Genomic DNA, 14,462 nt, shown 5'->3' on the forward strand with positions numbered 1-14,462 from the left:
CTGCCGTCCGTGAGATCGGAAGTTCTTCCCTCGATCGTGGCACATGAGCGCGGAGCGAGGAGGCTTACGCGGGAGCGAACTGAACCCTCGCCGCCCCCGGGTCCGCCTGCGTCAGCCGTACCCGTAGCCACTCCCCCAGCGGCAGCGGCGTCGTGCCGCCCTCGATGCGGGCGACGACCGCCGGGTCGTTCAACTGAACGGTGCCGACGGCCGGTTCGTCGTCCTTCACATCGACGACGCACGCCTCGAAGGTCTCGCCGATCCGGTCCTTGAGGAGCGCCGCCTCGACGATGTCGACGCAGCCGCGCTCGACGGTGTTGGCCCGGCGCGTGCCGTCCGCCATCTCCTTGGGCAGGGCGGGCAGCGCGGCGAGTACCCAGTCCGGTGGCGGGCTGCCCGCCGACGCGGCCAGGCACAGTTCGGAGGCGTAGCGGTCGGCGAGGCGGCGCAGCGGGGCCGTGCAGTGGGCGTAGGGCGCGGCGACGGCGGAGTGGACGGTGAGGTCGGGGAGCGCGCCCCCGCTGAACACGGTGTAGCCGGCGCCGCGCAGCAGCGTCGTGCACTCCTGGAGGAACGCTGCGTGGTGTGGCTGCCGGGGGTCGAGGGAGCGGACGAGCTGGGCGTACGGGACGTGGTGCGGCCAGTCGATGTGCAGGGCGAGGGCCGTGCGGCGCAGGCGGCCGACGGCGCCGTCGGGGGCGGCCGGGAGGGTGCGCAGGATGCCGGTGCCCGCGGCGAGCATGAGGTCGGCGGCGGCCATGCCGGTGAGCAGGGAGATCTGGGCGTTCCAGCCGTCGGCGGGCAGGGGGGCGCGGTAGCCGAGCTCGTAGCGGCCGTCGCGTGCGGTGATCTCCTGTTCCGGGACGTTGAGGGAGATGCCGCCGCGCTCCGTCTCGAGCTGTTCGCGCAGGCGCCCGATGTCGCGCAGGAGGGCTACGGGTTCCTCGGCGGTGCCGTCGTCGATCGCCCGCTGTACGCCTTCGTAGTCGAGTTTGGCGCGGCTGCGGACGGTGGCGCGGGTGACGTCGGTGGTCTCGGTGCGTCCTTCGGCGTCGAGGTCGATGGTCCACAGGACGGCGGGGCGGGTCTGGTCGGGGAGGAGGCTGGCGGCGCCCTCGCTGAGCACGGTGGGGTGCAGCGGGACGCGCTCGTCGGGGAAGTAGAGGGTGGTGACGCGGCGGTGGGTCTCGGCGTCGAGGGGGCCGCCCGGCGTGACGTACGCGGCGACGTCGGCGATGGCGTAACGGACGCGGTAGCCGCCGCCCTCGCGGCGCGACAGGTGCATGGCCTGGTCGAGGTCGAGGGAAGTGGGCGGGTCGATCGTGAAGAAGGGGACGCCGGTGGCGTCGCCCCGGACCGGCTGTGTCGGGGGCTCGGCGGCCGCGGCCCGTTCCGCCTCGGCGAGGGCTGCGGCCGGGAAGGCCCCGGGGACGTCGAGGGACGTACGCAGTTCACGCAGTGCGGCGCGCAGCGGGGCCTCGGCTGCGCCGGTCACACGGAGATGACGGCGGGGCATGAACCGAGCGTAGGCCGGGGCGGGGGTGTCGGCACCTGGTGACGCGGGCAGCGGCGGCGGCGAACAGTGGCGGCGGACGGCCCTGCGGCTAACAGTGGCGACGGACAGCGGCGGCGCCCCGGTCCCGGGCACCCCCTTCCCTTCCGTACGCTTTCGATGGGGCCGCACCCCCTGATCCGCATCACTGTCCCGAGGAGTCCGATCGTGCTCGTGCTGCTGCCGCCGTCCGAAGGCAAGGCCCCGTCGGGGCGCGGCGCCCCGCTGAAGCCTGAGTCGCTGTCCCTGCCAGGGCTCGCCGGGGCGCGGCAGGCCGTGTTCGACGAGCTGGTCGAGCTGTGTGCCGCCGACGAGGACAAGGCGCGCGAGGTGCTCGGCCTCAGCGAGGGGCTGCGCGGCGAGATCGCGAAGAACGTGGAGCTGCGCACCGCGGGCGCGCGGCCCGCCGGTGAGATCTACACGGGTGTCCTCTACGACGCGCTCGGTCTCGCCACCCTGGACGCGGCGGCGAAGCGCCGTGCGACCCGTTCGCTGCTGGTCTTCTCCGGTCTGTGGGGCGCGGTGCGCGTGAACGACCGGATTCCTTCGTACCGCTGCTCGATGGGCGTGAAGCTGCCGGGGCTCGGGGCGCTCGGCGCGCACTGGCGCGGGCCGATGGCCGAGGCCCTTCCCGAGGCGGCCGGGGACGGGCTCGTACTCGACCTGAGGTCGTCCGCGTACACGAGTGCGTGGAAGCCGAAGGGGGAGGTCGCGGGGCGTACCGCGACGGTGCGGGTGCTGCACGCGCAGACGGATCCGGTGACCGGCGTGGAGAAGCGTTCGGTCGTGTCGCACTTCAACAAGGCGACGAAGGGCCGGATCGTGCGCACGCTCCTGGAGACCGGCACCACGCCCGCGGGCCCGGCCGAGCTGGTCGAGGCGCTGCGGGATCTCGGCCATGTCGTGGAGGCACAGGCGCCCGCGAAGTCGGGGACAGCGTGGGCACTCGACGTCGTGGTGACCCAGATCCACTGAGCACCACCCCTCAGTGCATTGCAGCATGCGCAACGCCCTTTGCGCATGCTGCACAGCGCGGGGCAGGATGGCCCCATGACTGAATCCTCCGTGCTCGATCTCGCCCCCGTCGTCCCCGTCGTCGTCGTGGAGGATGTCGCCGACGCCGTGCCGCTCGCGCGGGCACTCGTCGCGGGCGGCCTGCGGGCGATCGAGGTGACGCTGCGGACACCGGCCGCGCTCGACGCGATCCGCGCCGTCGCGGACGAGGTGCCGGACGCCGTCGTCGGCGCGGGCACGGTCATCTCGCCGCAGAACGTCGCCGACTCCGTCGCGGCCGGTGCGCGCTTCCTGGTCAGCCCCGGCTGGACGGACACGCTGCTCGACGCGATGAAGAAGTCCGGCGTGCCGTTCCTGCCGGGCGTCTCCACGACGTCGGAGGTCGTGGCGCTCCTGGAGCGCGGGGTGAGCGAGATGAAGTTCTTCCCCGCCGAGGCCGCGGGTGGTGTGCCGTATCTGAAGTCGCTGGCCGGTCCGCTGCCGCAGGCGCGGTTCTGCCCGACGGGTGGTGTCTCCCTCAGCTCGGCGCCCTCGTACCTGGCACTCAAGAACGTCGGCTGTGTGGGCGGCAGTTGGATGCTTCCCGCGGACGCGGTGGCGGCGAAGGACTGGGCGCGGATCGAGGAGCTGGCCCGCGAAGCGGCCGGCCTCAAGTAACGCGGACCTCAAGTAACGCGGACCTCAAGTAACGCAGACCTCAAGCAGCGCGGACGTCAGCGCAGGTGCGCCGTCTCGTTGAGCAGGCGCACGCTCGCGTTGCCGTCGCCGTAGTACGCGACCGCCGACAGGGACGCCGCCGAGAGTTCCATCCGGAACAGTGACTCCGGCGGCGCGCCGAGCGCGAGCCGTACGAGCGTCTTGATCGGCGTGACGTGCGTGACCAGGAGGACCGTGCGTCCCGCGTACCGCTCGACGAGCCGGTCGCGCGCCGCGGCGACCCGACGGGACACGGCCGCGAAGCTCTCGCCGCCGCCGGTCGGTTCGGCCCTCGACGAGGCCAGCCAGGCGTTCATGTCGTCCGGGTAGCGCTCGCGGACCTCCCCGAAGGTCAGCCCCTCCCACGCCCCGAAGTCCGTCTCGCGCAGGCCCTCTTCGATGTGGACGTCGAGCCCGAGACGGGCTGCGACGGTCCGCGCCGTCTCCTGGCACCGCTTGAGCGGCGACGACACGATCGCCTGGACGGTGCCGCGCGCGGCGAGCGCGGCGGCGACCCGCTCGGCCTGCGAGCGCCCGGCCGCCGACAGTTCGGGGTCACTGCCGCCGGAGCCGGAGAACCGCTTCTCGGGCGTGAGCGCGGTCTCGCCGTGCCGCAGGAGTACGAAGGTGGCGGGCGCCCCGAGATCGGGCGCCGCCGACCAGCCCTGGGACGCGGTGCCCGCGACGTTCCCCGCGGCACGCGCGTCCGCGGTGCCCCGCGTCCCCGCGAGCGCGGCCCGCGCCTTGGCTGCCCCGGCCGCCGCGTCCCCGGGCGGGCCCGAGGGCTTCGGCACGTCGAGTTCGGCGGTCGAGCGTGACGCCGACCACTGTTCGCCCCGCTTGCCCGCGTCCATCGCCTCGTTGGCGAGCCGGTCCGCGTGCTTGTTCCGCTCGCGCGGGATCCACTCGTACGTCACCTGCGACGCCGGCAGCACCGTGGCCGCCTCTGCGGCGAGGGGCCGCATGTCGGGGTGCTTGATCTTCCAGCGGCCCGACATCTGCTCGACGACGAGCTTGGAGTCCATCCGGACGTGCACCGACGCCTGCGGGTCGAGGGCGTGCGCGGCACGCAGGCCGGCGACGAGCCCCCGGTACTCGGCGACGTTGTTCGTGGCGATGCCGATGTACTCGGCGGCCTCCGCCAGGGTCTCCCCCGTCGCCGCGTCGATGACGACCGAGCCGTAGCCCGCGGGCCCCGGGTTGCCCCGGGAACCGCCGTCGGCCTCGACGATGAACTCCCGCACCACGAAGGCTCCTACAGGCCGGACTCGGACGTGCGCACCAGGATCCGGTGGCAGTTCTCGCAGCGCACCACGGAGTCGGGGGCCGCGGCCCGCACCTCGTTGAGCTCGGTGATGTTCAGCTCCATGTGGCAGCCCTCGCAGCGGCGCTGGTAGAGGCGGGCCGCACCGACGCCGCCCTCCTTCACGCGCAGCTTGTCGTAGAGCTTCAGGAGGTCCTCGGGGACGGAACCGGCGACGATCCCGCGCTCCTTCGTGGCCGTGGCCGCCTCGGCGTCGAGCTCCTCGAAGGCTGCGTCGCGGCGGGCCGTCGCGTCGTCGATCTTTGCCTGGACGGAGGCGACCCGGCCGGTCAGCTCCTCGAAGCGCTCCTGCGCGGACTCGCGGCGCTCCATGACCTCGAGGACGACGTCCTCCAGGTCACCCTGGCGCTTGGCGAGCGAGGCGATCTCGTGCTGGAGGTTCTCCAGGTCCCTGGGAGACGTGACGGCGCCGGAGTCCAGGCGCTGCTGGTCGCGGGCGGCGCGCTGGCGGACCTGGTCGACGTCCTGCTCGGCCTTGGTCTGCTCGCGGGCGCAGTCACTCTCCTCGGTCTGCGCGGCGACGTGCAGGTCGCGCAGCTGCGTGAGGTCCTTGTTCAGCGACTCGATCTCGGCGTGCTCGGGCAGCGACTTGCGCTTGTGCGCGAGCTGCGACAGTCGTACGTCCAGGGCCTGGACGTCGAGAAGTCGGATCTGGTCGGCGGGCGCGGCGTTCAGTTGGGGGCTCCAGTTGGGATCGGTGTGGCGTTGGACGCCGCGTGGGCGGTCCAGGGGTCGGTGACTGTCTTCGAGACGTGGACGCGAAGTCCCCATCCGTTGCGGTCGGAGATCTCGTCGAGCTGGGCGGCCGCCAGCTCGCACCAGGGCTGCTCGGTGGCCCAGTGGGCGGCGTCGAGGAGCGCGAGGGGGCTCTGCTCACGTGCCTCGGACGCGGGGTGGTGGCGCAGGTCCGCGGTGAGGAACGCGTCGACGCCCGCGGCGCGCACGTCGGCGAAGAGGCTGTCGCCGGAGCCGCCGCTGACGGCGATCGTGCGGATCGTCGCGTCGAGGTCCCCTGAGACGCGGATGCCCTGCGCGGTGGCGGGCAGCCGGTCGGCGGCCAGGCCCACGAGTTCGCGCAGGGTGACGGGGTGTTCGAGTTCGCAGATCCGGCCGAGTCCGCGGCGGCCCGCGGGGTCGGTCGGGTCCGGTACGAGGGGGCCGTTGACGCGGAGGTCGAGGGCGCCCGCGAGCGCGTCGGAGACGCCCGGGTCGGCGCGGTCGGCGTTGGTGTGCGCGACGTGCAGAGCGACATCGTTCTTGATCAGCGTGTGGACGACGCGGCCCTTGAAGGTGGTGGCGGCGACGGTCGTCGTGCCGCGCAGATAGAGCGGGTGGTGCGTGACCAGCAGGTCCGCGCCCAGCTTCACCGCCTCGTCGACGGTCTCCTGTACGGGGTCCACGGCGAACAGGACCCGGGAGACCTCCGCGTCGGGGTCGCCGACGACGGTGCCGACCGCGTCCCACGACTCGGCCCGCTCGGGGGGCCACAGCTTCTCGAGCGCGGCGATGACTTCAGACAGACGGGGCACGATGAAAGGCTACCTTCCCTCCATGCCCCGTCGGCCCTGGCGCACATTCGGCTGCGGCCGGGGGCGGTACGGTCTCACGCACCGCTACCGGCCACGGACAGTCGGCTACTTGGCGGGGTGAACGGCGGACTACTTGACGAGGTAACCGCGCAGATCGCCGAGGACCTGGTTCGCAGCCGTGACGCCGAGCCCCAGGTACCAGGTCTCGTCCGGGACGTCCTTGGCCTGTCCGCTCTTCACTGCGCCGAGCTTCTTCCACAGCGGGTTGCCCTCGGCGGTGGCGCGGTCGGTCTTCTTCGCGTCGCCGTAGACACCGGTGAAGATCCAGTCGGCGTCGGCCTGGTCGATCTTCTCCGGGCTGACCTCGGTGGCGAGGTCCACGACCTGCTGGTTCTTGGGGCGCGGGATGCCGGCGTCGTCGAGGATCGTGCCGATGAAGGACGCCTTCGCGTAGAGGCGGATCATGCCGGGCATGTAGCGCAGCATCGTGACGGTGGGCTTCTTCTCGCCGATGTCCTCGCCGAGCTTCTCCGCGTTCTTCTCGTACGCGGCGAGGTTCGCCTTGGCCTCGGCGGTCTTGTCGAGGGCCGACGCGTTGAGGAGGTAGTTCTCCTTCCACGTGAAGCCGGGGCGGATGGAGAAGACCGTCGGGGCGATCTTGGAGAGCTGCGGGTAGAGCTTGGCGGCGCGCAGCTCGCTGCCGAGGATCAGGTCGGGGTGGAGACCGGCGATCGCCTCCAGGTTGAGGGAGTTGATCGTGCCGACGTCCTTGGGGGTGCCCGCCGCCTTCTTCAGGTAGGAGGGGACGCCGTCGTCGCCCTCGGTGGGGGCGTAGCCGACGGGCTTGATGCCGAGGGACGCGACGTTGTCGAGCTCGCCGACGTCGAGGACGACGACCCGCTTGGGCTGCGCCTTGAGCTCGGTCTTGCCCATGGCGTGCTCGATGGTGCGCGGGAACTGGCCGGCCTTGGCGGTCGTGCCCATCTTCGCGGTCCGCGAGGCCGCCTTGGCGAAGTCCTCGCCTCCCTGGGCGACGGCCTTGGAGCCGCTGCCGTTGTCGGACTTGCCGGAGCCGGAGTCCGAGCCACCCGACCCGCAGGCCGCGAGAGACAGGGCGGCGGCCACGGCGAGGGCTACGGCGGCGGTGCCGCGGGTGCGAGGGCTTGATCGCAGGGCCATGGGGGTTCCAGCTCCGAACTTTCGTGGCGTCAGGCCGCCTAAATACGGTTAGGCAAACCTAACATCAGGCACTTCTGGACGTGCCAGCACATCTGACCCACCCCTTTCAGGCAGATACGGACATGGCCACCCTTTGGTGTGAAGCCTGAGCCGCGAGTGCCACGGCAGCGCGTGCGAAAACTAGCTTCGGCTCGGACGAACCGGAGGTGAGTGATCCCCATGACGGCCTTGGCGATCGAGCCCACGACGGAGCTGGAGAGCGGACCGGGCCCGGCGCGCGGACCGGCCCCGGACAGCGGACACCAGCCGGAGAACGGACAGGACCCGGACCCGGACCCGGAGCCGGGCGCAGCCCCGGACCGGGAGCCCGGGCGGGCACCGGAGCGCGAGCGCGCCACGGAGTACGGGCGTGCGTCGGAGCGCGGGCCCGCCACGGAGTTCGGGGACCCGCCGGAGAGCCGGCATGCCCCGGAGTACGGGGACCCGCCGGAGAGCCGGCATGCCCCGGAGTTCGGGCGAGCCCGGAACGCCGGTCCCCGACAGGACGGCACCCCAGGACCGGAGTACGGGTGGTCCCCGGACCACCCGTACTCCGGCCCAGAACCGGCGGCCGCCCAAGCCCCGACCTCGCGCCCAGGACTGGCGAACGCCCAAGCCCCGGCCCCCCGCCCAGGACCCGCGAACACCCAAGCCCCGACCCCACGCCCAGGGCCCGCGAACACCCAAGCCCCCGACAGCACCCCGCGACCCGCGAGCGCCCCCGACCCCGCGCCCCTCACCCCCCGTCCCGCCTGTGTCATCACCGCCGACGGGGCCTACGCCGCGCGGCTCGCCTGTGACGGTAAGTCCTGGTTTCCCGAGCGGTGGACGCTGGACGGGCCCGAGCCGTATGCGGTGCCGTTGCCGGGGAATCAGCCGGAGGAGCCCGGGACCGAGGTCGTGCCGATGGGCGACGGACGCGTGCTCATCCGGCGCGTGGTGGACGGCCGGCACTCCTTCTCCCTGCTGTATCCGACGGGTCCGCGAACGGGCGAGGTGCCTCTCGGGGCCGTGAGCGGTGGGGAGTTGACGCTGCTTCCGCCGGCGCCGGGCGGCAGATGCGCGTACGCCATCGCCGTCGGTGAGCGGTCGACGGGTGTGTGGATGGTCGCGGGCCAGGCGTTCGGGCCCGAGTTCGTGGCCGAGGTCCCGGGGCGCTGTTCTGGCGGGGTGTGGCTGGACCGCGCGGGCCGGATGCTGGCCCTGGACCGGTCCCTGGACGGGGGTCCCGTCAAGACGGTCGCGGTGGACCTGAGGCGGGGCGGCGAGGTCACGCCGCTGCTCCAGATCGCGGAGTCCAGCGCGGACCGCCTGGTGCTCGCCGATCCGGACAGCGGACTGCTCCTGATCCGTTCGGACGCGCCGTCGCCGGGCCAAGAACGCCTGGGTTGGGGCGTACTGGGCTCGACGCTGCCGGTTCGCTTCCCGGAGTGCCTGCGTCTGACCGACTGCGCGGTGACGCCCTTCGCGATCCAGCCGGGTCAGACGCTGATGCCGGAGAGCTGTGCGGTGGCACTGCGGATCGACGGCGCCGCGGGCACCTGGCTGGGTCTGTGGCGGCCCGCCGAGCGCCGGATGCATCACCTCGCGGCTCCGCAGGGCTGGTTGGCCGGCTCGGGCTCCTGGACACGTGACGGTGAGCTGCAACTCCCGTACGCCACCGAGTCGGTGCCCTGCGGGATCGCGCGCACGTCGGTGCCGGAACCCGTGGAGGAAGTGCGGGAACAGGTTCCGCAGACGGTGCCCGAGCCGCCCGCGGCGGCCCGTCCGGTCCCGCTGCAGCAGGCTCCTCTAGCCGGACTCATGCGACGCGCGCCGGCCGCCGGGACACGGACGGCACCCGCCGGTTAGACTCGTCCGGCTGTTTGAAGGATCTTGTTACGGGGTGAGTTTTCGATGGCCGAGACGATGAACGCGGAGATGACCACGGCGGAGTCCAGGGAGGCGGCGGACAGGTCCGCCGGTCCCGGCCGGCACCGGGGTGGCGTGTCTTCGCGCGACGAGAACGCGGCGCCGCACGGCCGGCACCGCAGAGTCCAGTCCGAACAGGGCTGAACGGCATGGCGGAGGGGCCCGGAACCGTATGGTTCCGGGCCCCTCCGCCATAGGTCGGAGGTGGGTCAGGCGTGTTTGAGGCCGAGCACCTCGGCCGCGGCGAATGTCTCGTTCGGCGGCCGGTCCGCGTAGTGCGGGGTGAGCAGCGCGTCCAGCTCCTCGTAACTGAAGGCGTCCTTCTCGGTGTCGAACTTGGCGGAGACCTTGGGGCGTTCGACGACGGCGACCATGCCGCCGTGCACGACGAGCAACTGGCCGTTGACGTTCCCGGCGGCCGGGGACGCCAGGTAGCCGACGAGCGGGGCGACGTGTTCGGGGGCCAGCGGGTCGAGTTCGCCGGCGCCGGGCTCCTCGAAGCCCGCGAAGACGTCCTCAGTCATACGCGTGCGGGCCCGGGGGCAGATGACGTTGGCCGTGACGCCGTACTTGCCGAGGGCGAGGGCCGAGGAGGTCGTCAGGCCGACGATGCCGCCCTTGGCCGCCGCGTAGTTGGGCTGTCCGGCCGAGCCGGCGAGGAACGCCTCGGACGAGGTGTTGACGATGCGGCCGTAGACCGGAGCGCCCGCCGCCTTGGAGCGTGCGCGCCAATGGACGGACGCGAAGTGGCTCGTGTTGAAGTGGCCCTTGAGGTGGACGCGGATGACCGAGTCCCACTCGTCCTCGCTCATCGAGAAGATCATGCGGTCGCGCAGGATGCCCGCGTTGTTGACCAGGATGTCGAGCTTTCCGTACGTGTCGACGGCCAACTGGACGAGTGCGCGGGCCTGTTCGTGGTCGGCGACGTCGCCGAGGTGGGCGACGGCCTGCCCGCCCGCGGCCCGGATCTCGGCGGCGACCTCCTCGGCCGGGGTGGCGTCGGCGCCGCCGGAGCCGTCACGGCCCGGCTGTCCGAAGTCGTTCACGACGACGCTCGCGCCGAGCCTGGCGAGTTCGAGCGCCTCCGCCCGGCCGAGGCCGCGGCCCGCGCCGGTGACGATCGCGGACAGGCCCTGGAGCGGCAGTGACTCTGATGCCATCGGGGATCGGGGTCCTCTCTCAGATTTCGATGCAGGTGCGCAGCGCGGTGCCCGTCCGCATCTGGTCGAGGGCTTCGTTGATCTCGGCGAGCTGCACGCGGTGCGTGATGAGGCTCTCCAGGTCGATGCGGCCGGCCCGCCACAGGGCGATGGCCCGCTCGTAGGAGGCCAGGACGTCGCCGCCGCCGTACATGGACGGCAGGATCTTCTTCTCGTCGAAGAACAGCTCGAACATGTTGAGCTGGAGGAAGTCGTCGAGGGCGCCCGCGCCGACGACGCACAGGGTGCCGCCGCGTCGCGTCGTCTCGTAGGCGGTGCGGGCCGTGGCGGACTTGCCCACGACCTCGAAGACGTAGTCGAAGCCCTCGCCCGCGGTGATGCGCTGCTTGGCGTCGCCAAGGGCGTCGGGCGCGACGGCCTCGGTGGCGCCGAACTTGAGGGCGGCCTCGCGGCGCGACTCGACGGGGTCCACGGCGACGATCTGCGCGGCGCCCTTGAGCCGGGCGCCCTGGATCGCGGAGATGCCGACGCCGCCGCAGCCGATGACGGCGACGGACGAGCCGGCGGCCACGTCCGCGGTGTTGATGGCGGCGCCGAGCCCGGTGGTGACGCCGCAGCCGATGAGGGCCGCGATGTCGAAGGGCACGTCGTCGGGGATGGGCACGGCGCAGCCCGCGTCGACGACGACCTCCTCGGTGAAGGTGCCGGTGCCCGCGAAGCCGAAGACATCTCCGCCGGGGCGCTTGAAGTTGGGAGTGCCCGCGTTCATGAACCCGGCGAGGCAGAGCTGGGTCTGGCCGCGTTTGCACGCCGGACAGGCGCCGCAGGCCGGGAGCCAGCACACCAGGACGCGGTCGCCGGGCTTGACGTGCGTGACGCCGTCGCCGACGTCGAGGATCTCGCCGGCGCCCTCGTGGCCGGGGATGAAGGGGGCGGGCTGCGGCAGCACGCCGTTCATCGCGGACACGTCGGAGTGGCACAGTCCGGTGGCCCTGACCCGGATCTTCACCCTGCCGGGCCCGAAGCCCACGGCCTCGACGTCGTCGAGTACCTCGAGTTTGTCCTGGCCTATCTCGTGCAGTACGGCTGCGCGCATGGCGTGCGGCTCCTCTCCCGAAGGGTCCCGATGGGCCGCGAAGGGCCCCGGAGGTGTCAGGCGTGTTCGACGATGGTGTCGGCGAGTACGGGCGCCTCGTCCCGCTCGACGGCGGTGACGGTGGCCTGGATCCGGCCCTCGGAGCGCCACATCCTGATCCGCAGCGTCTCGCCCGGGAAGACGACCCCGGTGAACCGCGTCGCGTAGGACCGCACGCGGGACACGTCGCCGTCGAGGAGCGTGTCGACGACGGCCTTGAGCGTCATGCCGTACGAGCACAGGCCGTGCAGGATGGGCCGGTCGAAGCCGGCGAGCTTGGCGAACTCCGGGTCGGCGTGCAGGGGGTTCCAGTCCCCGGAGAGCCGGTACAGGAGTGCCTGGTCCTCGCGGACGGGGCGGTCGACGGTGCGGTCGGGTTCGCCGGTGGGCGCCTCGACGCGGGCGGACGGTCCGCGCTCGCCCCCGAAGCCGCCCTCTCCGCGGACGAAGATCTGCGCGTCGCTGGTCCACAGCGGGCCGTCCGCGTCGGCGACCTCGGTGCGCAGGACGAGGATGGCGGCCTTGCCCTTGTCGTAGACGGCGGCGACGCGTGAGGTGGAGGTCGCGCTGCCCTTTACGGGGATGGGGCGGTGCAGTTCGACGCTCTGGCCGCCGTGCAGCACGTGGGCGAGGTTGACCTCGATGCCGGGGGCCGAGAGGCCTCCGACGACGCCCATTCCGGCGCCTGCGACGGTGGCGAAGCTGGGCAGGACGTGCAGCCGGGACTCAAGGGTGTAGCGCAGCTCGTCGGGGTCGGTGGCGGGAGTGCCCGCGCCGAGGCCGAGGTGGTAGAGCTGGATGTCCTTGTGGTCCCAGGTGATCTCGGCGGACCGGGGTTCGGCGGCTACGGCCTTGGCGGCGTCGATCGGCATCAGACAGAGACTCCTTGTGCGGGGAAGACCTCGGTGCGGCCGTCCGCACCGTCGGTCGCACCGAGGTCGTTGCTGGGCCGGAGGAACCCCCGGCTGGAGGAACCTGGTGGAACGCCACGCGCCCGTTCTAGAACGCGTTCCAGTCCGGCGATCCCATGTATAGCCAAGACCACGGCAGTTGGGAAGACTCCTGACGCCATGTCAGATCTGGTCGGCGGGCGGCCGGGCCGGGCGACCGTGACATTTGTACTGCCCGGCTCCGTACAACCGGCATCTGCCGCGCCCGGCCCCCGGCCCGTAGCGTCCTTGCCATGACGATGACAGACGGGACACCGGTGGCCGTGTCCTTCACGGGGGCGGTCAAGACATTCGGCGCGGTGCGCGCCGTCGACGGGGTCGATCTGGAGATCCGGCGCGGCGAGACCGTCGCCCTGCTCGGCCGCAACGGCGCGGGCAAGTCCTCCACGATCGCCCTCCTGCTGGGCCTCGACACCCCGGACGAGGGCACGGTCTCGCTCTTCGGCACCACGCCGGAGGAGGCGGTGCGCGCCGGGCAGGTCGGCGCGATGCTCCAGGAGGGCCGCGCGGTCCCCCGGGTCACGGTCCGTGAGCTGGTCTCCTTCGTGGCGGGCCGCTACCCGGCGCCGATGCCCGTCGCCGACGCGCTCGCGCTGGCCGGCATCGAGGAGCTCGCGCAGCGGCGCGTCGACAAGCTGTCCGGCGGCCAGACCCAGCGGGTGCGGTTCGCCGTGGCCCTGGCCGGGAACCCGGCGCTGCTCGTGCTCGACGAGCCGACGGCCGCCCTCGACGTGGAGGCGCGGCACGCCTTCTGGGCGTCGATGCGGGCCTACGCGCGGCGCGGCCACACGGTGCTCTTCTCCACGCACTACCTGGAGGAAGCGGACGCGCACGCCGACCGCATCGTGGTCATCGACCACGGCAAGGTCGTCGCGGCCGGCAGCGGCGAGGAGCTGAAGCGGGCCGCGGGCGGCAGCCTCGTCTCGTTCGATCTGGCCGGGCGCGGCACGGAGGGCCTGTCGCTGCTGCCCGGCGTGACGGCCGTGGAGGTCCGGGGGGACCGGGCCAGGCTGCGTACGGACGACTCGGACGCGACGGTGATCGCGCTGGCCGGACTGAACGCGATCCAGGGTCTTGAGGTCGCCCCGGCCTCCCTCGACGACGCGTTCATGGCGCTGACGAGCGGTTCCGACGGCCGCTCGGGCAGCGGTAGCGACGGCAGTTCGGACAGCGGTTCGGACAGCCGTCCCGGCAGCGGTTCGGACAGCCGTCCCGGCAGCGGTTCCGACACGGATCTGGAGACGGTTCGATGATCGACTACATCAGGCTCGAAGTGCGCAGGACCCTGCGCGACACCATGTTCGTGATCTTCGGTGTCGGGATGCCGGTGCTGATGTACCTGCTGTTCACCAACCTCGGTGAGAACGACCCCCGGTGGAGGACGGTCTCCATGGTCGGCATGGCCGCCTACGGCGCGGTGGGCTCGGCCCTCAACACCGGCGGCGGGGTCGCCGAGGACAAGGCGATCGGGTGGCTGCGGCAGCTGCGGGTCACCCCGATGACGCCGCGCCAGGTGGTGGCGGGCCGGGCCCTGACGGGGTCGGTGACGGTGCTGCCGTCGATCGCGGCGGTGCTCCTCGCGGGCGGCCTGGTCAACGGGGTGCGGCTGGACGTGTGGCAGTGGGCCGTCATCGCGCTGCTGCTGTGGCTCGGCTCGATCCCCTTCACCCTGCTCGGACTCGGCAACGGCTACCGGCTGACCGCGCAGACCACGGGGGTCGCGAACATGGTGTGCAATCTGGGGCTCTCGGTCCTCGGCGGCCTGTGGTTCCCGGTCGCGCTCTTCCCCGGGTGGCTACAGTCCGTGTCGTCGTACACGCCGACGAACCGGTTCGCGCAGCTCGGCACCGCCGTCGCCGACGGTCACGCGCCGTCCGCCGCCGCGGTCGCGGTGCTCTCCGCCTGGCTGCTGGCCTTCGGTTCGTACGCTGTGGTGTCGTACCGCAGGGCAGCGCGGACCGTCTGAACGGGGA

General features: G+C 72.4%; 14 protein-coding genes. 6 read left to right on the forward strand and 8 right to left on the reverse strand.

What is annotated here, in order from left to right:
• Nucleotides 1–64: 64 nt before the first annotated feature.
• Nucleotides 65–1,516 (reverse strand): RNB domain-containing ribonuclease, encoded by a 1,452-nt coding sequence (locus ACY0PA_RS14770; protein ID WP_473085067.1) that lies wholly within the window; start codon nt 1,514–1,516, stop codon nt 65–67.
• Between the two features lie 204 nt (nt 1,517–1,720).
• Here ACY0PA_RS14770 and yaaA point away from each other — a divergent pair, with 204 nt between their 5' ends.
• The gene (gene yaaA, locus ACY0PA_RS14775) at nt 1,721–2,527 is read left to right on the forward strand and encodes a peroxide stress protein YaaA (protein ID WP_473085068.1); all 807 of its coding nucleotides are present in this window, start codon (nt 1,721–1,723) and stop codon (nt 2,525–2,527) included.
• Between the two features lie 75 nt (nt 2,528–2,602).
• Nucleotides 2,603–3,223, forward strand: coding sequence for a bifunctional 4-hydroxy-2-oxoglutarate aldolase/2-dehydro-3-deoxy-phosphogluconate aldolase (gene eda / locus ACY0PA_RS14780; protein ID WP_473085069.1), 621 nt, complete (start codon nt 2,603–2,605; stop codon nt 3,221–3,223).
• Nucleotides 3,224–3,279: 56 nt separating this feature from the next.
• On the opposite strand, the gene ACY0PA_RS14785 is transcribed toward eda, so the two are convergent.
• From ACY0PA_RS14785 to ACY0PA_RS14800, 4 genes are all read right to left on the reverse strand, one after another.
• Nucleotides 3,280–4,506 (reverse strand): bifunctional RNase H/acid phosphatase, encoded by a 1,227-nt coding sequence (locus tag ACY0PA_RS14785; RefSeq protein ID WP_473086318.1) that lies wholly within the window; start codon nt 4,504–4,506, stop codon nt 3,280–3,282.
• An 11-nt stretch (nt 4,507–4,517) separates the two neighbouring features.
• Nucleotides 4,518–5,261 carry a zinc ribbon domain-containing protein gene (locus ACY0PA_RS14790; protein ID WP_473086319.1) on the reverse strand — a complete coding sequence of 248 codons (744 nt, stop codon included), beginning with the start codon at nt 5,259–5,261 and terminating at the stop codon, nt 4,518–4,520.
• Complete coding sequence (locus ACY0PA_RS14795) at nt 5,258–6,115, reverse strand: Nif3-like dinuclear metal center hexameric protein (RefSeq protein WP_473085070.1); 858 nt, start codon at nt 6,113–6,115, stop codon at nt 5,258–5,260. Before ACY0PA_RS14795 ends, ACY0PA_RS14790 begins: the two co-directional genes overlap by 4 nt.
• Nucleotides 6,116–6,244: 129 nt before the next feature.
• Nucleotides 6,245–7,294 carry an ABC transporter substrate-binding protein gene (locus ACY0PA_RS14800; RefSeq protein WP_473085071.1) on the reverse strand — a complete coding sequence of 350 codons (1,050 nt, stop codon included), beginning with the start codon at nt 7,292–7,294 and terminating at the stop codon, nt 6,245–6,247.
• 639 nt (nt 7,295–7,933) lie between these two features.
• On the opposite strand from ACY0PA_RS14800, the gene ACY0PA_RS14805 reads away from it, so the two are divergent.
• Together ACY0PA_RS14805 and ACY0PA_RS14810 are read left to right on the forward strand one after the other, a co-directional pair.
• On the forward strand, nt 7,934–9,184 hold the full coding sequence (locus ACY0PA_RS14805) for a hypothetical protein (RefSeq protein ID WP_473086320.1): 1,251 nt from the start codon (nt 7,934–7,936) through the stop codon (nt 9,182–9,184).
• Nucleotides 9,185–9,229: 45 nt separating this feature from the next.
• A complete protein-coding gene (locus ACY0PA_RS14810; protein WP_406107075.1) occupies nt 9,230–9,388 on the forward strand; it encodes a hypothetical protein in 159 nt (52 codons plus the stop codon).
• Between the two features lie 65 nt (nt 9,389–9,453).
• On the opposite strand, the gene ACY0PA_RS14815 is transcribed toward ACY0PA_RS14810, so the two are convergent.
• The 3 genes from ACY0PA_RS14815 to ACY0PA_RS14825 are packed head-to-tail and all read right to left on the reverse strand — an operon-like array spanning nt 9,454 to nt 12,411.
• Entirely contained in the window at nt 9,454–10,404 is a 951-nt protein-coding gene (locus tag ACY0PA_RS14815; protein ID WP_473085072.1) for a 3-oxoacyl-ACP reductase, read from the reverse strand.
• 19 nt (nt 10,405–10,423) lie between these two features.
• A complete protein-coding gene (locus tag ACY0PA_RS14820) occupies nt 10,424–11,500 on the reverse strand; it encodes a Zn-dependent alcohol dehydrogenase (protein ID WP_473085073.1) in 1,077 nt (358 codons plus the stop codon).
• Nucleotides 11,501–11,556: 56 nt separating this feature from the next.
• Nucleotides 11,557–12,411: a MaoC/PaaZ C-terminal domain-containing protein gene (locus ACY0PA_RS14825; protein WP_473085074.1), complete on the reverse strand. Its 855-nt coding sequence runs from the start codon at nt 12,409–12,411 to the stop codon at nt 11,557–11,559.
• 311 nt (nt 12,412–12,722) lie between these two features.
• Between ACY0PA_RS14825 and ACY0PA_RS14830 the strand changes: the two genes are divergently transcribed.
• Together ACY0PA_RS14830 and ACY0PA_RS14835 are read left to right on the forward strand one after the other, a co-directional pair.
• Nucleotides 12,723–13,742 carry an ABC transporter ATP-binding protein gene (locus ACY0PA_RS14830; protein WP_473085075.1) on the forward strand — a complete coding sequence of 340 codons (1,020 nt, stop codon included), beginning with the start codon at nt 12,723–12,725 and terminating at the stop codon, nt 13,740–13,742.
• Nucleotides 13,739–14,455 carry an ABC transporter permease gene (locus tag ACY0PA_RS14835; RefSeq protein WP_473085076.1) on the forward strand — a complete coding sequence of 239 codons (717 nt, stop codon included), beginning with the start codon at nt 13,739–13,741 and terminating at the stop codon, nt 14,453–14,455. The genes ACY0PA_RS14830 and ACY0PA_RS14835 overlap by 4 nt, the downstream gene beginning before the upstream one ends.
• Nucleotides 14,456–14,462: the final 7 nt, after the last annotated feature.

This window comes from Streptomyces sp. DS1-CR2 (assembly GCF_055760475.1).